This window comes from Stutzerimonas stutzeri, assembly GCF_000952685.1.
GTDB lineage: Bacteria > Pseudomonadota > Gammaproteobacteria > Pseudomonadales > Pseudomonadaceae > Stutzerimonas > Stutzerimonas stutzeri_E.
Genome location: NZ_JYHV01000010.1, coordinates 136,550 through 156,340 on the forward strand (window position 1 = coordinate 136,550; position 19,791 = coordinate 156,340).

14 protein-coding genes are annotated in these 19,791 nt (G+C 62.2%); 13 read left to right on the forward strand and 1 reads right to left on the reverse strand.

Annotated features, from left to right (window positions below; translation table 11 throughout):
• Window positions 1-89: 89 nt before the first annotated feature.
• From thiO to phnN, 6 genes are all read left to right on the forward strand, one after another.
• Complete coding sequence (gene thiO, locus UF78_RS03785) at window positions 90-1,196, forward strand: glycine oxidase ThiO (RefSeq protein ID WP_268988801.1); 1,107 nt, start codon at window positions 90-92, stop codon at window positions 1,194-1,196.
• Between the two features lie 134 nt (window positions 1,197-1,330).
• Window positions 1,331-1,702 (forward strand): translation initiation factor Sui1, encoded by a 372-nt coding sequence (locus UF78_RS03790; RefSeq protein ID WP_045160718.1) that lies wholly within the window; start codon window positions 1,331-1,333, stop codon window positions 1,700-1,702.
• Between the two features lie 121 nt (window positions 1,703-1,823).
• Complete coding sequence (gene speA / locus UF78_RS03795; protein ID WP_045160702.1) at window positions 1,824-3,737, forward strand: arginine decarboxylase; 1,914 nt, start codon at window positions 1,824-1,826, stop codon at window positions 3,735-3,737.
• A 229-nt stretch (window positions 3,738-3,966) separates the two neighbouring features.
• On the forward strand, window positions 3,967-4,743 hold the full coding sequence (locus tag UF78_RS03800) for a DNA-formamidopyrimidine glycosylase family protein (RefSeq protein ID WP_045160703.1): 777 nt from the start codon (window positions 3,967-3,969) through the stop codon (window positions 4,741-4,743).
• Window positions 4,744-4,799: 56 nt separating this feature from the next.
• Window positions 4,800-5,228 carry a DUF192 domain-containing protein gene (locus tag UF78_RS03805; protein WP_045160704.1) on the forward strand — a complete coding sequence of 143 codons (429 nt, stop codon included), beginning with the start codon at window positions 4,800-4,802 and terminating at the stop codon, window positions 5,226-5,228.
• A gap of 57 nt (window positions 5,229-5,285) precedes the next feature.
• Window positions 5,286-5,846, forward strand: coding sequence for a phosphonate metabolism protein/1,5-bisphosphokinase (PRPP-forming) PhnN (gene phnN / locus UF78_RS03810; RefSeq protein WP_045160705.1), 561 nt, complete (start codon window positions 5,286-5,288; stop codon window positions 5,844-5,846).
• A gap of 36 nt (window positions 5,847-5,882) precedes the next feature.
• Here phnN and UF78_RS03815 read toward each other — a convergent pair whose 3' ends face one another.
• Entirely contained in the window at window positions 5,883-6,350 is a 468-nt protein-coding gene (locus tag UF78_RS03815; protein ID WP_019340442.1) for an Lrp/AsnC family transcriptional regulator, read from the reverse strand.
• A gap of 239 nt (window positions 6,351-6,589) precedes the next feature.
• Here UF78_RS03815 and UF78_RS03820 point away from each other — a divergent pair, with 239 nt between their 5' ends.
• From UF78_RS03820 to UF78_RS03850, 7 genes are all read left to right on the forward strand, one after another.
• Window positions 6,590-10,075, forward strand: coding sequence for an indolepyruvate ferredoxin oxidoreductase family protein (locus UF78_RS03820; protein WP_045160706.1), 3,486 nt, complete (start codon window positions 6,590-6,592; stop codon window positions 10,073-10,075).
• Between the two features lie 403 nt (window positions 10,076-10,478).
• Complete coding sequence (locus UF78_RS03825) at window positions 10,479-11,573, forward strand: Glu/Leu/Phe/Val dehydrogenase dimerization domain-containing protein (protein ID WP_045160707.1); 1,095 nt, start codon at window positions 10,479-10,481, stop codon at window positions 11,571-11,573.
• A gap of 220 nt (window positions 11,574-11,793) precedes the next feature.
• Complete coding sequence (locus UF78_RS03830; RefSeq protein WP_045160708.1) at window positions 11,794-13,203, forward strand: sodium-dependent transporter; 1,410 nt, start codon at window positions 11,794-11,796, stop codon at window positions 13,201-13,203.
• A 287-nt stretch (window positions 13,204-13,490) separates the two neighbouring features.
• A complete protein-coding gene (hppD, locus tag UF78_RS03835; protein ID WP_045160709.1) occupies window positions 13,491-14,573 on the forward strand; it encodes a 4-hydroxyphenylpyruvate dioxygenase in 1,083 nt (360 codons plus the stop codon).
• Window positions 14,574-14,650: 77 nt separating this feature from the next.
• On the forward strand, window positions 14,651-15,292 hold the full coding sequence (gene maiA / locus UF78_RS03840; protein ID WP_045160719.1) for a maleylacetoacetate isomerase: 642 nt from the start codon (window positions 14,651-14,653) through the stop codon (window positions 15,290-15,292).
• Between the two features lie 88 nt (window positions 15,293-15,380).
• Window positions 15,381-16,841 carry a sodium-dependent transporter gene (locus UF78_RS03845; protein ID WP_045160710.1) on the forward strand — a complete coding sequence of 487 codons (1,461 nt, stop codon included), beginning with the start codon at window positions 15,381-15,383 and terminating at the stop codon, window positions 16,839-16,841.
• Window positions 16,842-17,121: 280 nt separating this feature from the next.
• Complete coding sequence (locus UF78_RS03850) at window positions 17,122-19,011, forward strand: methyl-accepting chemotaxis protein (protein WP_045160711.1); 1,890 nt, start codon at window positions 17,122-17,124, stop codon at window positions 19,009-19,011.
• Window positions 19,012-19,791: the final 780 nt, after the last annotated feature.

Sequence of the window (19,791 nt, forward strand, 5' to 3'; positions counted from 1 at the left end):
TTTTTGCGCTGGTTGCTCAATAGTAGAGACGACCTTTTAAAGCAGCCCGCCATTTAGTCCAAGTTAAAATGGCGTGAAATGTGAACCAGATGGAGAGGCGTGTGAGTTCAGAAGTGATCATCGTCGGTGCTGGCGCAATCGGCCTGTTGTCAGCCTATCGGCTAGCTCAGGTTGGTGTGCCGGTTTTGCTGCTGGAGTCTAGTTTAGCCGGCACCGAAGCCTCCTGGGCTGGTGGAGGTATCGTTTCGCCGTTGTACCCGTGGCGTTACACCTCGGCGGTGACGGCGTTGGCGCATTGGTCGCAGGATTACTATCCGCAGTTGGGTAATACGCTTCTGCAGCAGGCGGGCATCGATCCTGAGGTTCACGAGACGGGGCTGTACTGGCTGGACCTGGAGGATGAGGACGATGCACTGGCCTGGGCCGAGCGCGAAGGGCGTTCGCTGCATCGCGTTGACATGGATGCTGTGCATGCAGCGGTTCCTTCGCTTGGTGAAGGATTCTCAAAAGCCGTGTTCATGCCGGGTGTCGCCAACGTGCGTAACCCTCGGCTGCTACAGGCATTGCGGGTGGCGCTGAGCCAGCTGCCAAACGTAGACATCGTTGAGCGTTGCCCCGTCACTGGATTCCTTCGTGAAGGGCAGAGGGTCGTAGGTGTGCGAACGGCCCAAGGAGAAATGCGTGCCGATCGCGTCGTCGTCGCGGCTGGAGCCTGGAGTGGCAAGTTGCTGGCGACGCTTGGGTTGGAGTTGCCGGTTAGGCCCATGAAAGGGCAGATGATCCTTTTCAAGTGCGCCGAGGACTTCCTGCCGAGCATGGTGCTGGCCAAGCGGCGTTATGCGATTCCGCGCCGTGACGGTCATATCCTCGTAGGCAGCACGCTGGAAGACGTCGGTTTCGACAAAACGCCTACCGAAGAGGCTCTGGATAGCCTCAGAGCGACCGCTATCGATTTGCTGCCTGCTCTGGCAGATGCTGAGGTGATCAAGCACTGGGCCGGGCTGCGGCCCGCATCGCCGGAGGGGGTTCCTTACATCGGCCCGGTGCCTGGTCATGACGGGCTCTGGCTCAATTGCGGACACTTTCGTAACGGCCTGGTGCTGGCGCCCGCTTCGTGCCAGCTGCTTGCCGATCTGATGACTGGCAACAGACCATGCGTCGATCCTCAACCGTACGCGCCTAGTGGCCGGCTCTGATATCCGTACCGGTTTCGGAACCCGTTCGCGGCCATGGCGTGCGCAACCCTTCGAGTCCGCCTGTTTTGCTGTTAAATTGCGCGGCTTTGCGGCGCCTGGATAACCGCGCCGATTTCTTCGCTCAAGAGGTTCATGTGGCCAAGAAAACCACTTCCTTTTCAGGCCTTGGTGGGCTGGTGTTTTCCACCGATGCCGGGCGGCACTGCCCCGATTGCAGCCAGCCGCTGGACGCCTGTATCTGCAAGCAGTCGGTCATTGCGCAAGGCGACGGCATCGCCCGGGTCCGCCGGGAGAGTAAGGGCCGCGGTGGCAAGACCGTGACAACCATTGCAGGCGTACCGCTTGCCGAAACCGAGCTCAAGGAGCTTGCCGGTGCGCTCAAGCGCCGTTGCGGGACGGGCGGCGCGCTCAAGGATGGGATCATAGAAATCCAGGGCGATCATGTTCAGCTGCTACTGGATGAACTGACCAAGCGTGGATTCAAGGCAAAAAAATCCGGCGGTTGAGGTCAGTACCTTACCCAATCACGTTTTGCGCTTATTTCTTTGCGCACAGGCTGTCCAACCGGGATAGCCTTTCTGTCGTGTTCTAGGCTCGGCAGACTCACCCTTTTCTCAGGAGGCTTAAATGCCCGTACGACGCACACGTAAAGATGACGGCAGCCAATGGACCGCAGCGGACAGCCGTAGCGTTTACGGCATTCGCCACTGGGGCGCCGGTTACTTTTCGATCAGCGACGACGGCCATGTCGAGGTGCGCCCGCAGGGGCCCGCGGGCGAGGCGATCGAGTTCACCGGACTGATCGAACAGTTGCGTGATGCCGGACTGACGCTGCCGTTGCTGGTGCGCTTCCCGGACATCTTGCAGGACCGCGTGCGTCGTCTGACCGGCGCGTTCGATGCCAACATCGAGCGCCTCGAATATCAGAGCAAATACACTGCGCTGTATCCGATCAAGGTCAATCAGCAGGAAGCGGTGGTGGAGAACATCATCGCCACGCAGAACGTCGCCATTGGCCTCGAGGCCGGCTCCAAGCCCGAGTTGATGGCCGTGCTGGCACTAGCGCCGAAGGGCGGCACCATCGTCTGTAACGGCTACAAGGATCGTGAGTTCATCCGCCTGGCACTGATGGGGCAGAAGCTCGGCCATAACGTTTTCATCGTCATCGAGAAAATGTCCGAAGTGGGCATGGTCATCGAAGAAGCCGCGGAGCTGAAGATCCTCCCGCAGGTTGGACTGCGCGTACGGTTGTCCTCCCTGGCATCGAGCAAGTGGGCCGACACGGGCGGCGAGAAATCCAAGTTCGGCCTGTCAGCTGCTCAGCTGCTCACCGTCATCGAACGCTTCCGTGCGGCAGGCGTGGAGCAGGGCGTGCGGCTGCTGCACTTCCACATGGGTTCGCAGATCGCCAACCTGGCCGACTATCGCGACGGCTTTCGCGAAGCCATCCGTTATTACGCCGAATTGCGCGCGCTCGGTTTGCCCGTCGATCACATCGATGTGGGCGGTGGATTGGGTGTGGACTACGACGGCACGCATTCGCGCAATGCCAGTTCGATCAACTACGACATCGATGAGTATGCCGGCACCGTGGTTGGCATGCTCAAGGAGTTCTGCGACCGGCAGGAATTGCCGCACCCGCATATCTTCTCCGAGAGCGGTCGGGCCATGACGGCGCACCATGCGGTGCTGGTGATGCAGGTCACCGATTTCGAGCGCCACAACGACGAGGCGCCGACGATAGAGAACTATGACGAGCTGCCCGAAATCGTGCAGTCGCTGGCCGACTTGCTGGGGCCGTCAGATCCTGAAATGGTTACCGAAACCTACTGGCGCGCGACACACTACATGAGCGAGGCCGCTGCCCAGTACGCCTCAGGCAAGCTGAGTCTGGCGCAAAAGGCGCTGTCCGAGCAGAGCTACTTTGCCATTTGTCGTCGCCTCTATAACCAGCTTAAGGCGCGCCAGCGCTCGCACCGCGCTGTGCTTGACGAGCTCAACGACAAGCTTGCGGACAAGTACATCTGCAACTTCTCGGTGTTCCAGAGCCTGCCGGATACTTGGGCGATCGACCAGATTCTGCCAATCGTGCCGTTGCAACGGCTGACCGAAGAGCCGGTGCGCCGTGCCGTGCTGCAGGACCTGACCTGCGACTCCGATGGCAAGATCAAGCACTACGTCGACGAGCAGAGCATCGAGAACAGCATGCCGGTGCATGAGATCCAGGCGGGGGAGGAATACTTCCTCGGTGTGTTCCTGGTGGGTGCCTACCAGGAAATCCTCGGCGACATGCACAACCTGTTCGGCGATACCGATTCGGTCAACGTCTATCAGCGCGAGGACGGCAGCTTCTACCACGCGGGCATCGAAACCCACGACACTATCGAGGACATGCTGCGCTACGTGCATCTGTCGCCCGAGGAGCTGATGACCTACTACCGCGACAAAGTGTCCAGTGCGCGGCTCAGCGCCAAAGAACGCACCCAGTACATCGACGCGCTGCGGCTGGGGCTGACTCGCTCCTCGTATCTCACGCCCTGATCGCGCGACATCGCCGGTGGGCTGGTTGATTAGGCTGGGCAGCAGTTTTGGGCGCAATGATCGTTCCCGTACGCACGCACGAGCGGGCACGCGGGAGCCTTAACGTCCTCCGGTCGCGCGGGGCCTGCGCTGGTAATAGCGTTCATGAGCCCACCCCTGGTCGCTCCAGCCGCACCTTCACGCCGGGCTCCAGTCGATATAGGTAACGACCAGCCGAAGCGATATCGCCATGCCAGAAGGCCCATCCATCGTCATTCTTCGAGAAGAAGTCGCCGAATTTGAAGGCAAAACCATCGACCGCGCCGAGGGCAGCGCCAAGCTCGACAAGGCGCGGCTGGTGGGCCAGACGGTTCGATCGTTTCGCAGCTGGGGCAAGCATTTTCTCATCGAGCTGGACGAGGTCTCGCTGCGCATTCATCTGCTTCTGTTCGGCAGCTATCGGATCAACGAGCGCAAGGACTCCACACCGCGCCTGAGCCTGGGTTTTGCCGATGGCGAGCTGAATTTCTACGGCTGCTCGGTGCAGCCCATCGAAGGTTCGCTCGACGAGGCCTACGACTGGAGCGCGGACGTCATGAGCGACGCCTGGGATGGCCGCGCGACGTTGAAAAAGCTGCGCGCGCGGCCACGCCTGTTGGCCTGCGACGCGCTGCTGGATCAGACGCTGTTCTCCGGTTCTGGCAACATCATCAAGAATGAAGTGCTGTTTCGTACCCGGATCCATCCGCTGTCACTTATTGGTGATTTGCCGGCGACCAAGCTGCGCGAGCTCGCCAGGGAGGTTCGCACCTACAGCTTCGAATTTCTTCAATGGAAGCGCGAGGGTACGCTCAAAGCGCACTGGCTGGCGCATACCAAATCCATCTGCCCGCGTTGCAAGGTCCCCTTCGTCAAAGCCAAGTCGCTGGGTCGCAGCAAACGCCGCAGCTTCTATTGCGAGGGTTGCCAGAAGCGGTACGGCGACAGCGACCGGGCGGTGGTCGAGGCATCGATCGTCGAAGAATAACGCCGCCACGTTGTATGCTTCGCCGACCTGAATTTCCGGTTGAGGGCGAACCTTCAATGCGCACCGCTTTGCTGTTAGCGCTGGCCAGCCTGGCTTGCATTGGCTCCGCTACTGCCAGCGAGGTGCTGCTCGACTTACGCGTGGGTGTTGCACCTTTGCAGGCGGAGTACGCGCGCTCCCCCGCCGAGCGTGAGCGTGGGCTGATGGGGCGCGCAGAGTTGGCGGCGGACCGCGGCATGTTGTTCCGCTTCGACGATTTTCGCCGGCATTGCCTGTGGATGAAGGACACGCCGCTGCCGCTGTCGGCCGCCTTCATGGATGAACACGGGCGCATTGTCGATCTCGTCGACCTGACGCCGCTGGATAAGACCATCCGTTGTTCGCAAGAGCCGGCGCGCTATGCGCTCGAGGTCAACCAGGGCTGGTATCGCGAGCATCAGCTCGAGGTGGGCGACCGGGTGACGGGTATCCCGGGGCTCGATTGACGGACAGACCCATTCGATGAGCCGACCGGCCCAGCGACGATGACGAAGGGAATTCTTATGACGGGACGATTGATCTATCTGATGGGCCCTTCCGGCGTGGGCAAGGACAGCCTGCTACAAGCCGCCCGCGAGCCGTTGCTGGCACGCGGATGCCGAATCGCCCGACGCGTCATCACCCGTTCCGCCGAAGCCACAGGGGAAGATGCCATCGCCGTGACCGAGGCGGAGTTCGAGCAGTTGCGTCATCGCGGTGCCTTCTCTCTGCATTGGCAAGCCCACGGGCTGCATTACGGTATTTCCACGCAGATCGACGACTGGCTGGCGGCTGGCGAGGACGTGCTGGTCAACGGGTCGCGGGGTTATCTGACCGAAGCGCGTAGACGCTATCCACAGCTACAGGCGGTGCTGCTTACGGTGGCATTGCCTGTGCTGCGTGAGCGGTTGCTGGCTCGGGGGCGTGAGCCGCTGGAGGAAATCGAAGCCCGTTTGGCGCGAAATGAGCAGTTTCGCTCGACGGCGGAGCAGAATGAGGCGCTGCTACTGGACAATTCCGGCCCTCTGGAGCAGACCGTACGGCGCCTGTTGCAGCTGATCCACGAGGGTCGCGAGCGCTCTTGACGGCCCTCGTTCACTCCAAATCCCCTTGCCACGCCGTTAATCCAGCGGCAGCTCGGTCGTCCGCTTCACTTCACTCATGGCGATATGACTGTGCGCTTCCTGCACATGGGGGCGCTGCAACAGCTGATCGCGCAGAAAGCGTTCGTAACTGTCGATGTCCTTGGCCACCACCTTGAGCAGATAGTCCGACTCGCCGGCCATGGTGTGGCATTCCAGCACTTCGGGATAACCCACCACGGCGCGCTCGAATTCGTCCAGGTTGCTGCGCCCGTGAGCGGAGAGCTTGATGTTGACGAACACCGTCATGTTCAGCCCGAGCTTCTTGGGATTGAGCAAGGCGACCTTGCGTTCGATCAGCCCTTCCTCCTGCATGCGGTTGATGCGGCGCCAGCAGGGGGATTGCGATAGCTCCACCTTTTCCGCGATCTCTGCAGCAGACAAATCGGCGTTGTGTTGCAGCAGCAGCAAAATCTTGCGGTCGATGCTGCTCAGCGGGGTCTGCATGGTTGTGCCTATTTTGTTGTTGTAAGTGGATGAATCATGCACCTGAAGGCGTTTACACCGCAAAAGTAGAAAGAAAATCTCTCCTCGGCACGGCCAGACTCTTATCCAACGCGCAACGGTGGGGTGATCCCCTGCCGGTCGCTGGCGTGGGACGGCTTGCCGTGCAGCCGCCCACGACTTTTTAGGCGGACAGTGAACAACACTGTCCAGACTCCGATAAAAACAAATAGGAGCGCCACATGTCACTGGCCGAGATCCGCCTGGATGACAAGTACCGGCTCGCAACCGGACATCTGTACCTTACCGGCACCCAGGCGCTGACCCGTCTGCCCATGCTGCAGCACCAGCGCGACCAGGCGCAGGGGTTAAGCACCGGTTGCTTCATTTCCGGCTACCGCGGCTCGCCACTGGGAGGCTTGGATAAGAGCCTCTGGGAGGCGCGCGATTTCCTCAAGCAGAACGCCATCCACTTTCAGCCGGGCCTCAACGAGGAACTGGCGGCGACGGCGGTCTGGGGCAGCCAGCAAACCAACCTGTTTCCCGGTGCCAAGTACGATGGCGTATTCGCCATGTGGTACGGCAAGGGCCCGGGTGTGGACCGCTCAGGCGATGTCTTCAAGCACGGCAACGCGGCGGGTGTCTCGCCCCATGGCGGCGTGCTGCTGCTGGCTGGAGATGACCACGGCTGCAAGTCATCGACCTTGCCGCACCAGAGCGAGCACGCGTTCATCGCCGCGTCGATCCCGGTGTTGAATCCGGCCAACGTCCAGGAAATTCTCGACTACGGCATCATCGGCTGGGAGCTGTCGCGCTATTCCGGTTGCTGGGTGGCGCTCAAGACCATCGCCGAGAACGTCGATTCGTCGGCTGTGGTGGAAGTCGATCCGCTACGCGTCAAGACGCGCATCCCCGATGATTTCGAGCTGCCCGAAGACGGCGTGCACATCCGCTGGCCAGACCCGCCATTGGCCCAGGAAAAACGTCTCAACCTCTACAAGATCTACGCCGCGCGGGCCTTCGCCCGGGCCAACAACCTGAATCAGGTGATGCTCGACTCGCCAAATCCGCGCTTGGGCATCATCACCACCGGTAAGTCCTATCTCGACGTGCGCCAGGCGCTGGACGATCTCGGCCTGGACGAGGCGCTGTGCGCATCGGTCGGCTTGCGGGTGCTCAAGGTCGGCATGAGCTGGCCGCTCGAACCGGTCTCGGTGCATGAGTTCGCCCAGGGCCTGGACGAGATCCTGGTGGTCGAGGAAAAGCGCAGCATTCTTGAAGATCAGCTCACCGGGCAGCTCTATAACTGGCCGGTCAGCAAGCGACCGCGGGTAGTCGGCGAGTTCGACGAACAGGGTAATTCGCTGTTGCCGAACCTGTCCGAATTGACCCCGGCGATGATCGCGCGAGTGATCGCCAAGCGCCTCGCACCGATCTACACCAGCGACAGCATACAGGCGCGTCTGGCCTTTCTCGCCGCGAAGGAAAAGGCTCTGGCGGCACGCAATTACGACACTGTGCGCACGCCGCATTACTGCTCTGGCTGCCCGCACAACACCTCAACCAAGGTCCCCGAAGGCAGCCGCGCGGCCGCCGGCATCGGCTGTCATTACATGGTGCAGTGGATGGATCGGCGTACCGAGACCTTCACTCAGATGGGCGGCGAGGGCGTCAACTGGATCGGCCAGGCGCCGTTCACCGACACGCCGCACATGTTCCAGAACCTCGGCGACGGCACCTATTTCCACTCCGGCAGTTTGGCCGTGCGTGCCGCGGTGGCGGCGGGCGTGAACATCACCTTCAAGATCCTCTACAACGATGCGGTGGCCATGACCGGTGGCCAGCCCATCGATGGCGAGCTGCGCGTCGACCAACTGAGCCGGCAGATCGCCGATGAAGGCGTGAAGCGCATCGCCCTGGTCAGCGACGAGCCGGACAAATACCCGACCCGCGACACCTTCGCGCCGATCACCAGTTTCCATCATCGCCGTGATCTGGATGCCGTGCAGCGCGAGCTGCGTGAGTTCAAGGGCGTCTCGGTGATCATCTACGATCAGACCTGCGCCACCGAGAAGCGCCGTCGGCGCAAGCGCGGCAAGCTGGAAGATCCGGCCAAGCGCGCCTTCATCAACCCCGCTGTGTGCGAGGGTTGCGGCGACTGTGGCGAGAAGTCCAACTGCCTGGCGGTCCTGCCGCTGGAAACCGAGCTGGGGCGCAAGCGCGAGATCGACCAGAACGCCTGCAACAAGGATTTCTCCTGCGTCGAAGGCTTCTGCCCGAGCTTCGTCACCGTGCACGGCGGCGGGTTGCGCAAGCCGGAAGCCGTTGGCGCCAGCCTCGATCCGGCGCAGCTGCCCGAGCCGCAGCATCCGACCCTCGAGCGCCCCTGGAATGTGCTGATTCCTGGTGTCGGTGGCAGCGGCGTGACCACCCTCGGCGCGCTGCTGGGCATGGCCGCGCACCTGGAAGGCAAGGGCTGCACGGTGCTCGATCAGGCCGGGCTGGCGCAGAAGTTCGGCCCGGTGGTGACACACATCCGCATCGCCGCCAAGCAGGACGACATCTATGCCGTGCGCATCGCCGCCGGTGAAACGGATTTGCTGCTGGGCTGCGATCTGGTGGTCGCGGCCGGCGACGATTCGCTGACCCGCCTCAACGACCAGATCAGCCATGCGGTAATCAACAGTCACGAGTCGGCGACCGCCGAATTCACCCGCAACCCCGACGCCCAAGTGCCAGGGAAGGCCATGCGTGAGGCACTGATCGACGCGGTGGGCGCGGAGAAGACCCACTTCATCGACGCCACGCGGCTGGCGACCCGACTGCTGGGCGACAGCATCGCCACCAATCTTTTCCTACTCGGTTTCGCGTACCAGCAGGGATTGCTGCCACTGTCGGCTGAGGCCATCGAAAAGGCCATCACCATCAATGGCGTATCCACCGAGCTGAACCTGCAGGCGTTTCGCTGGGGCCGTCGTGCAGTGCTCGAACGCGAGGTGGTGGAGCAACTGGCGCGCCCGGCCGAGGTGGCCGAGCCAAGCCTGGCCGGACCGATCTGCCAGACCCTGGAAGAGATCGTCGACTGGCGGGTGGACTTCCTCACCCAATACCAGAACGCGGCGTACGCCGAGCGCTATCGGGCGATGGTCGAGCGCGTGCGTGAGGTGGATACGGCCGATGACCTGGCCCTGTCCAAAGCGGTGGCGCGCTACTACTTCAAGCTTTTGGCTTACAAGGATGAATACGAGGTGGCGCGACTGTACAGCGAGCCCGAGTTCCGTCAGCAGCTCGAAGCCCAGTTCGAAGGCGACTACAAACTGCAGTTCCACCTGGCGCCCGCCTGGCTGGCCAAGCGTGACAGCGCCACTGGCGAGCCGCGCAAGCGTGAACTCGGACCATGGGTGCTGAATGCCTTCAATGTGCTCGCGAAGCTGAAGTTCCTGCGTGGGACGCCGCTGGACGTATTCGGTTACGGCCATGATCGGCGGGTCGAGCGCGAGCTGATCGGCGAGTACGAACGCAACCTCGCTGAGCTTCTGGCGCAACTCAAGCCAAGCAACTACCGCACCGCCGTGGCGATAGCCGCGCTGCCGGAACAGATCCGTGGCTACGGCCCGGTGAAGGAGCGCTCCATCGCCAAGGCTCGCCAGCAGGAGAAGTTGCTCAAGGAGCAGCTGAATCGCGGCGACGAGGTGCAGACCGTGCGGCTGTTCGAGCCGGCGGCTTGAGGTTGGCCGCCATGTCCGGTCTGCTTTCGTGGGAGGCCCGCCCTCGGGGCGAAGCTTCTCGGGCGCCGAGCCGTCGCCGTTCGCCGCGGGTCGCGCCTCCCACAAGGGGAGCGTCGTACACAGATCGCTTTTGTGGGAGGCCCGCCCTCGGGGCGAAGCTTCTCGGGCGCCGTGCCGTCGCCGTTCGCCGCGGGTCGCGCCTCCCACAAGGGGAGCGTCGTGCACAGATCGCTTTCGTGGGAGGCCCGCCCTCGGGGCGAAGCTTCTCGGGTGCCGAGCCGTCGCCGTTCGCTGCGGGTCGCGCCTCCTACAAGGCGAGCGCTGTGCGCGGCCTGTTTTCTTGAAAAATTAAAACGGCCCCGACGAATTCGGGCCGAAGCAAAACAACAAAGAGGAATCCGCAATGTCCGTCTTCACCCATCCCGATTTCGATCATCACGAGCAGGTGGTGTTCTGTCACGACAAGGCATCGGGTCTGCGTGCGATCATCGCCATCCATGACACCACGCTCGGCCCGGCGCTGGGCGGCTGTCGGATGTTCCCTTATGCCAGTGACGACGATGCCGTGCGTGATGTGCTGCGTCTCTCGCGCGGCATGACGCTGAAATCCTCGCTGGCCGGTCTCAAGCTCGGTGGCGGCAAGGCGGTAATCATCGGCGACCCGCACACCGGCAAGAGCCAGGCGTTGCTGCACGCCATGGGCGATTTTGTCGACAGTCTCGGCGGACGCTATATCACCGCGGCTGACTCCGGCACCGGCGAGCCGGAAATGCAGGCCTTCGCCCAGCGCACGCGTCATGTCATTGGTGCAACGCCGCGCGCCACACTTGACGGCAGCATCGCCAGTGGCGACCCGTCTCCTTCCACCGCCCTTGGTGTATTTGTCGGCCTGCGTGAAGCGGTGCGCCAGCGTCTTGGTCGGGACAACCTTCAAGGGCTGAAAGTGGCGATCCAGGGCGTTGGTCACGTTGGCTTCGGACTGGCCCGGCACCTCAAGGCAGCCGGTGCCGAGCTGTGGGTGTGCGACATCTTCGAGGCCAACGTACAGCAGGCGGTGGACGAGCTCGGTGCACACGCCGTGCGTCCGCAGGATATCCACGGCCTGGACGTGGATGTGTTCGCGCCCTGCGCCATGGGCGGCATCCTCAATGCCGAAACCCTGCAGACCCTGCGCGCGCCGGTGATAGCCGGCGCGGCGAACAACCAGCTGGCGAACCCGCAGATCGGCGTCGAGCTGCAGCGGCGCAATCATCTTTACGCGCCGGACTACGCGATCAACGCCGGCGGCATCATCGACGTCTATTACCAGCGTATCGGGGGCAGCGCGGCGCAGACCGACACTCACGTCAAGGGCATCGCCGACACCCTGCGCGAGATCTTCAATCGCGCCGCCGCCAGTGGCGAACCGACCTCGATCATCGCTGACCGCCTGGCCCTCGAACGGCTGCACATCGGTGAATCCAGGGTGCAGCCGAGCGAGCAGCGATTGCACGCCTAGCGATCTTCCGGGCGGCCCTGTGCCGCCCGGTTTCTGTCGGCAGCCCAGCCGTACTGCCGAGCCATTGACGGAGGCGTTGAGCAGCTCAGCCAGGCGCAGCAAGGGATGGCGTGCAGGCATCTGGCGTTCCAGGGCCGTACTCGCAAAGCGGACGGTCCTGGCTCCGCTATCGGCGTATCCGTTGTACCTCCCTGACAAAAACAACAAGCAGGAATCCGCAATGACAGACAAAAGCAGCCTCGTCGCCGGCACGCTCGGTGGCGCTTCCGTTCGTACTCAGCAAAGCGCGGCGCGGGGTCTCTGGTCCTCGCGCTGGGTATTCTTCCTGGCCGCTACCGGTTCGGCGGTTGGCCTCGGCAATATCTGGAAATTCCCCTACATCACCGGCCAGAACGGCGGCGGTGCCTTCGTGTTGGTGTATCTCGCCTGCATCCTGCTGATCGGTATCCCCTTGCTGATGGCCGAGGTGATGATCGGGCGCCGTGGTCGGCAGAACCCTGATGGCGCCGTTGCGCGCCTGGCCCGCGAGGCGGGTGCTAGCTCGCGCTGGCGCATCGCCGGGTGGCTCGGTGGGCTAACCGGATTTCTCATCCTGAGCTTCTACCTGGTGGTGGCTGGATGGGCCCTGGCGTACGTCCCAACGACCTTTAGCGGCGGCTTCAATGGCGTCGGTGGCCAAGCCAGTGGCGATATGTTCGGCGCGTTGCTGGCCGACCCGCTGCGGCTGATCGTCTGCGGCAGTCTGGTGCTGGCGGCGACCATGCTGATCGTCGGCCTTGGTGTGCGTGGCGGGCTGGAGCGCTCGCTGCGCTTCCTCATGCCGGGCTTGTTCATCCTGTTGTTGGCGTTGGTCGGCTATGCCGCGGTGAATGGCGAATTCGCGCGTGGCGTGGAGTTTCTCTTCGTGCCCGACTTCTCCAAGCTGACCGCGACCAGCGTACTGGTGGCCCTGGGGCATGCCTTCTTTACCCTCAGCCTCGGCTGTGGCGCGATGATGGTCTACGGGTCCTACCTGCCGGAAGGCACCTCGATTGCCAAAACCTCAATTCTGGTCGCGTTGGCTGATACAGCCGTCGCCCTGCTGGCGGGGCTGGCGATCTTTCCTCTGGTGTTCGGCAACGGCCTTGAGCCGGGCGCTGGGCCGGGGTTGATCTTCGTCACCTTGCCGATCGCCTTCGGTCAGATGCCGCTGGGCCAACTGGTCGGCGGGTTGTTCTTCGTCATGCTGGTGATCGCCGCGCTGACCTCGGCGATTTCGTTGAGCGAACCGAGCATTGCCTGGATGACCGAGCGCTTCGGCATGACTCGCTTGAAGGCTGTGCTGGCCAGCGGTGCGCTGCTGTGGCTGCTCAGCCTGGGCAGCGTGTTCTCGTTCAATCACTGGGCGGAATACCAGCTGTTCGGCAAGACCTTCTTCGACAGCCTCGACTATCTGACCACCAACTGGCTGATGCCCTTGGGCGGGCTGTGCACGGTGCTGTTCGCCGGCTGGGTATTGCAGGAGAAGGTGGTGCGTGACGCCATTGGTATTCGTCAGGGCGGGCTGTTCCGCGCTTGGTGGACACTGCTGCGCTTCGGTACGCCCTTGGCCATCGTGCTGGTGTTTCTCAACCTGAGCGGGTTGATCTGATGTGTGATTACGGTTGAACGGCAGGGTAGTGGGTCCGCCTACATAGCCGATCCAGTCGGTGCGGTGCGACGGGCCGTCGCACCTGGCTGTCAATTTTTCGTTACGACTGGGCCGACGCGATGTCGCCACCGGGCGGTTCCAGAAGGCTGTAAAGAAATGTTGCCAGCGGGTTGGCCGTAGCGCTGTTGATGACGCTTGCAGCGGGCTTGTGCGGCTCCTTTCGCTGGTTTGTGATGGGCGCAGCCAAACCGTGCAGCGGCACCCAAAACAAGAATCAGGAGGCGAAAATGAACGCCGTGACCAAGATCGAACAGCGCAACCCTATCGGTACCGACGGCTTCGAGTTCGTCGAATTCACCGCGCCGAACGCCGAGGGTATCGAGAAGCTGCGTCAGCTGTTCAACCAGATGGGCTTCACCGAGACGGCCAAGCACCGCTCCAAGGAAGTCTGGCTATTCCAGCAGAACGACATCAACATCGTCCTCAACGGTAGCCCCACCGGGCATGTCCACGCGTTCGCCGAGAAGCACGGGCCGAGTGCCTGTGCCATGGCGTTCCGGGTGAAAAACGCCGCCCAGGCCGCCGCCTACGTCGAATCCCAGGGCGCCAAGCTGGTCGGCAGTCATGCCAATTTCGGCGAACTGAACATTCCCTGCGTCGAGGGCATTGGCGGCTCCCTGCTGTATCTCGTCGATCGCTACGGCGACAAGTCGATCTACGACGTGGATTTCGAGTTCATCGAAGGCCGCACGCCGAACGACAACGCGGTCGGCCTGATGTGCATCGATCACCTGACCCACAACGTCATGCGTGGGCAGATGGACGTCTGGTCCGGGTTTTACGAGCGCATCGCCAATTTTCGCGAGATCCGTTATTTCGACATCGAGGGCAAGCTCACTGGCCTGTTCTCCCGCGCGATGACCGCGCCGTGCGGCAAGATCCGCATCCCGATCAACGAGTCGGCCGACGATAAGTCGCAGATCGAGGAGTTCATCCGTGAGTACCATGGCGAAGGTATCCAGCACATCGCTCTCTCCACCGACGACATCTATGCCACCGTGCGCCAGCTGCGTGCCAACGGGGTAGATTTCATGAGCACGCCGGAGACCTACTACGAGAAGGTCGACACCCGCGTCGCGGGCCACGGCGAGCCCACCGAGGTGCTGCGCGAGCTGAACCTGCTGATCGATGGCGCGCCGGGCGACGATGGCATCCTGCTGCAGATCTTCACCAACACGGTGATCGGTCCGATCTTCTTCGAAATCATCCAGCGCAAGGGCAATCAGGGCTTTGGCGAAGGCAACTTCAAAGCACTGTTCGAGTCGATCGAGGAAGACCAGCTCCGCCGTGGCGTAATCAGCGGCGAATAAGCCGCTGACGGCGAAGAAGAAACGATTCAGGGAATGTCATGAACGACCGCGAAATGAAAGAAACAACCGGCTCACCGATGCTGAAGCTTTACGGCTACTGGCGTTCCAGCGCAGCCTACCGGGTGCGCATCGCGCTGAACCTGAAGGGGTTGGCGTTCGAGAATCTGCCGGTGCATCTGGTCAAGGACGGCGGCCAACAGCATTCGGCCGATTACAAGGTGCTCAATCCGCAAGAACTGGTACCGCTGCTGGTCGATGGCAACGAGCGCATCAGCCAATCGTTGGCGATTCTCGAATACCTGGAGGAAGTCTTCCCGCTTCCGACCCTGCTGCCGCACGATCCGGCCGACCGCGCGCGGGTGCGTTCACTGGCAATGCACATCGCCTGTGATCTGCATCCGCTGAACAATCTACGAGTACTGCAGTACCTCAGTGGACCGCTGGGCGTCGAGGATGAGGCCAAGCAGCAATGGATCCGTCACTGGATCGCCACAGGTCTGGCCGGCGTCGAGCAGGGGTTGGCCGCGTTCGACGGCAAGCTGTCACTCGGCAGACGGCCGGGTTATCTGGAGGCATGTCTGGTTCCACAGGTATACAATGCGCGCCGTTTTTCCTGTGACCTCAGCGCCTACCCGCGCATTTTGCAGATGACCGAGCAGTGCGAAACCCTCGAAGCATTCGCCAATGCCGCTCCGGAGGTGCAGCCCGACGCTCAATGAAATAAAGGTCGATCCGCCTTGCCACTCCGTCGCGTCACAAGCGCGGCGGGTTCGATTTCCGTCACAGATAACAACAAGCAGGTGACGCATGACCCGTGAAACACCCAAGAACCTCTGGCTTTCCCGCTGGGGCTTCATCCTCGCCGCGACCGGTTCGGCCGTCGGCCTTGGCAACATCTGGAAATTTCCCTACATCACCGGACAGTACGGCGGTGGCGCCTTCGTGCTGATGTATCTGGCGTGCATCCTGGCCATCGGCATCCCGGTGATGATGACCGAGATCGCCATCGGCCGCCGCGGCCGTGGCAGCCCCATCGATGCGATCGGCCGCGCCGTGCGTGAGAACGGCAGCAGCGCCCTGTGGAAGGGTGTCGGCGGCATGGCCATGGCGGCCGGTTTCCTGATTCTGTGCTTTTACGTGGTGGTAGCCGGGTGGGCCTTCGCCTACACGGTCAAGATGCTCGACGGCTCGCTCGCCGCCAGTTCCGTCGACAGCCTGGCGCAGGTGTTCGAGGCACACAACGCCAACCCCTGGCAGCTCGGCGGCTGGAGCGTGCTGGTGGCGTTGCTTACGCTGTGGATCGTCGCCAAGGGCGTGCAACAAGGCATCGAAAGTGCGGTGCGCTGGATGATGCCGGGGCTGGCCGTGATGCTGCTGATCCTGGTGGGTTACGCCTTCACCAGCGGCGGCTTCGACGAAGGCTTCGCCTTCCTGTTCAGCTTCGATACGTCCAAGCTCACCGGTGAAGCGCTGCTGGCTGCGCTCGGCCACGCCTTTTTCACCCTCAGCCTGGCCTCCGGGGCGATTCTCACGTACGGCTCCTACATCCCTGACGGCCAGTCCATCACTCGCACCACCTTCATGGTGGCCATCGCCGACACCGCGGTGGCGCTGCTGGCGGGCCTGGCGATCTTCCCGATCATCTTCGCCAACGGCATGGATCCGACCGCCGGCCCCGGGCTGATCTTCATGAGTCTGCCGCTGGCCTTCCAGCAAATGCCGTTCGGCACCCTGTTCGGCACCTTGTTCTTCGCCATGGTATCGATCGCGGCACTGACCTCGGCCATTTCGATGATCGAGGCGACGGTCGCCTACCTCAACGAGAAGCACGGCGTCAGCCGCCTCAAGGCCGCCGTGGGCGCTGGTGCGGTGTTGCTGGTGATCAGCTTGCTGGCGATGCTCTCGTTCAACCTGATGGCCGGCTGGACGCCGCTGGGCAAGAACTTCTTCGACTGGTTGGACTACCTGACCTCGCGCTGGATGATGCCGTTGGGTGGGATCTTCGTCGTGGTCTTCGCCGGCTACGTACTGCGCAGCGAAATCATGCGCGACGAGCTGGACCTGCCACCGCTGGGCTATGCGCTGTGGTTGTTCATGGTGCGCTATGTCTGCCCGGTGCTCATCACCATGGTGTTCCTGCACGCCCTGGGCTGGCTGGGCTTCGACCCGCTGGTGCGCTGGTACTGGATCGCTGGAGCCATCGGCGCGCTGACCATCCTCGGCGAGGGTCTGCGGCCACGGGTGATGCCGGCGCTGGCCGGACGCTGACTTCACCGGCCGGTTATTGAGATAGCCGAGCGGCACACCTGGCAACGGGTGTGCCGTTTTTTTGTTCGTGGCTCAGGGTGTGCTATCGCGGTGTCGGAAGTTTGCTCAGATCTCCGATCACCTTGCTAGAACCCACGGCTGACGGCACTTGAGCGCTATTCGGAAGCGATGATCGGCTGTAAAGGTTCGTTGATCGTGGCCGACAGAATGGCTAACGCAACGGATGCTTATTCGGACGAGGGATTGCCAATTCGATCCAGCCCCATCCGGACACGCACCCATGCCTAGCCGTCTCAAGTTCAGCCACAAGATTTTGCTGGCCGCGTCACTCGTAGTGATCGCGACCTTCGCTCTGTTCACGCTCTACAACGATTATCTACAGCGCAACGCTATTCAGGCCAAGCTGGAAAGCTATCTGGACGAGATGGGCAAGGTCACTGCGCACAACATCCAGAACTGGTTGTCCGGCCGCCTCGTGTTGCTGGAAAACACAGCGCAGACCATTGCCCGCGACAGTTCCGGATCGGCCGTCGAGGCGCTGGTGCAGCAGCAGGCGCTCAGCTCTACCTTCGCCTTCACCTACCTGGGGCGCAGCGATGGCGAATTCATCGTCCATCCGCGCTTCGAGTTGCCGGCAGGCTACGATCCGCGTCAGCGTCCCTGGTACAAGGACGCGATCAATGCCGGCAAGACCACGCTGACCGAACCCTATCAGGATGCGGCCACCAACGAGCTGATCATCACTGCGGCGACCCCGGCCAAGGCCGGTAGCCAGAACCTGGGCGTGGTCGGTGGCGACCTCAGCCTCAAGGTGCTGGTGGACATCATCAATGCCCTTAACTTCGACGGCATGGGCTATGCCTTTCTCGTCAGCGGCGACGGCAAGGTGCTGGTCCATCCTGACCAAAGCAAGGTGATGAAGACCCTCGCCGAGCTCTATCCGCAGAACACTCCCGCGTTGACCAGCGGCTTTACCGAGGCCGAGCTCGATGGTCAGGAGCGCATCCTTAGCTTCAGTCCGGTAGCCGGCCTGCCGTCGGTAACCTGGTACGTCGGTATCTCGGTGGACAAGCAGAAGGCCTACGCGGCGTTGTCCAGTTTTCGTACCTCGGCCCTGGTTGCTGCGGTGATTGCTGTGGTGTTCATCCTGATCCTGCTGGGTATGCTGATTCGCGTGCTGATGCGCCCGTTGACCGAAATGGGGCAGGCAATGGAGAACATCGCCGCGGGCGAGGGTGATCTCACGCGACGCCTGAAGGTCGAATCGAACGACGAATTCGGCACGTTGGCCACGGCGTTCAATCGATTCGTCGAGCGTATTCATGGGTCGATCCGGGACGTGGCGTCCGCGACCGAACAGGTCAACGAGGTGGCGCAGCGGGTGCTCGCGGCCTCCAACTCATCGATGGTCAATTCCGACGAGCAAGCCAGCCGGACCAACAGCGTTGCCGCGGCGATCAACCAGCTCGGCGCTGCTGCCCAGGAAATTGCCCGCAACGCTGCCGACGCCTCGCAACAGGCCAGTGGCGCCAGCCATCAGGCCGAAGACGGACGCAAGGTAGTCGAGCAGAACATCGAGGCGATGCGGCAGCTGTCGAACAACATCAGCGCGTCCTGTGCGCAGATCGAAGCGCTGAACAGCCAGACGGTCGGCATCGGGCAGATCCTCGACGTGATCAAGGGCATCTCCGAGCAGACCAACCTGCTGGCACTCAACGCGGCCATCGAAGCGGCCCGCGCTGGTGAAGCCGGGCGTGGTTTCGCAGTGGTTGCCGACGAGGTGCGCAGCCTGGCGCATCGCACCCAGACCTCGGCGCAGGAAATCCACGGGATGATTGAAAAGCTGCAGGTCGGCGCGCGTGATTCGGTGAGCACCATGACCGAGAGCCAGCGCCAAAGCGAGGCCAGCGTGGGCATCGCCAACCAGGCCGGCGAGCGCCTTGGCAGCGTGACCCAGAGCATCGGCGAGATCGATGCGATGAACCAGTCGGTGGCCACCGCCACTGAAGAACAGACTTCGGTGATCGAGTCGCTGAACATGGACATCACCGAGATCAACACGCTGAATCAGGAAGGGGTAGAGAACCTGCATTCGACGTTGCGTGCCTGTGGGGATCTGGAGCAGCAGGCTGCGCGGTTGAAACAGTTGGTGGGGAGTTTTCGGATCTGATCAGGGGGTGATGAAAAGGGCGCTTCGGCGCCCTTTTTGTTTAGCTGAGTTTGCCATCCGCTGCCCTACATCCGTGGGATGCCTAGTTCTCTCACGGTATCCATGCCGCTCGCCCGCTGCGCAGCGATTCCATTCGGCCTGCTGAATGGGGCATTCGGCGTTGTCTGGTAGTTCGGTGGGCAAGGATTCGGGTTCGTGGGTTACCCCGATTGGCCGGGTGGCTGAGGCATTGGTTTCGCCCTGCTGGGCGAGTCACTTTTTCTTGAGTGGCCAAGAAAAAGTAACCAAAAAGAAGGCCACCCCCTGCATCCGGGTTTTGCTTCGCAAAACTTCCCTCCCTCCGGCGCCGCTCCGGGGTCGTCGCGAAGGGACATCCATGTCCCATTGCTCCTCGCTCGGCATCCATGCCTCGCGTCCCCCTGCGCAGCACCTGCGCTCGGCCTTCTGAAGGGGATCGGGTCCGAGTCGTCTGAAGTTTTTGAACAGCGACAGCAACAAAGCACGTCAATCGCCGGAGGGCTTGGTAGGGTGGAAAACTGCGAAGCATTTTCCACCACAATCCACGCTGCAATCGGTATCGAATTTTGCCGACAAAATCGGTGGGTAAGCTTCGCGTTACCCACCCTACAGAGGGCCTCTGCAAACGCGTCGTTGCACAGCCCAACAGACGCCACCGAATCGCCCCATCAGGAGGCCGAATGGAATCGCTGTGTAGAGGGGCGAGCGGCATGGATGCTGCGAGAGCCGTGAAGGGCCATGGATGGCCCTTGCGCGGCGCCC

Coding starts and splice junctions, on each gene's coding strand:
- thiO (WP_268988801.1), top strand. CDS start 90: ATGGAGAGGCGTGTGAGTTCAGAAGTGATCATCGTCGGTGCTGGCGCA.
- speA (WP_045160702.1), top strand. CDS start 1,824: ATGCCCGTACGACGCACACGTAAAGATGACGGCAGCCAATGGACCGCA.
- UF78_RS03800 (WP_045160703.1), top strand. CDS start 3,967: ATGCCAGAAGGCCCATCCATCGTCATTCTTCGAGAAGAAGTCGCCGAA.
- UF78_RS03805 (WP_045160704.1), top strand. CDS start 4,800: ATGCGCACCGCTTTGCTGTTAGCGCTGGCCAGCCTGGCTTGCATTGGC.
- phnN (WP_045160705.1), top strand. CDS start 5,286: ATGACGGGACGATTGATCTATCTGATGGGCCCTTCCGGCGTGGGCAAG.
- UF78_RS03815 (WP_019340442.1), bottom strand. CDS start 6,350: ATGCAGACCCCGCTGAGCAGCATCGACCGCAAGATTTTGCTGCTGCTG.
- UF78_RS03820 (WP_045160706.1), top strand. CDS start 6,590: ATGTCACTGGCCGAGATCCGCCTGGATGACAAGTACCGGCTCGCAACC.
- UF78_RS03825 (WP_045160707.1), top strand. CDS start 10,479: ATGTCCGTCTTCACCCATCCCGATTTCGATCATCACGAGCAGGTGGTG.
- UF78_RS03830 (WP_045160708.1), top strand. CDS start 11,794: ATGACAGACAAAAGCAGCCTCGTCGCCGGCACGCTCGGTGGCGCTTCC.
- hppD (WP_045160709.1), top strand. CDS start 13,491: ATGAACGCCGTGACCAAGATCGAACAGCGCAACCCTATCGGTACCGAC.
- maiA (WP_045160719.1), top strand. CDS start 14,651: ATGCTGAAGCTTTACGGCTACTGGCGTTCCAGCGCAGCCTACCGGGTG.
- UF78_RS03845 (WP_045160710.1), top strand. CDS start 15,381: ATGACCCGTGAAACACCCAAGAACCTCTGGCTTTCCCGCTGGGGCTTC.
- UF78_RS03850 (WP_045160711.1), top strand. CDS start 17,122: ATGCCTAGCCGTCTCAAGTTCAGCCACAAGATTTTGCTGGCCGCGTCA.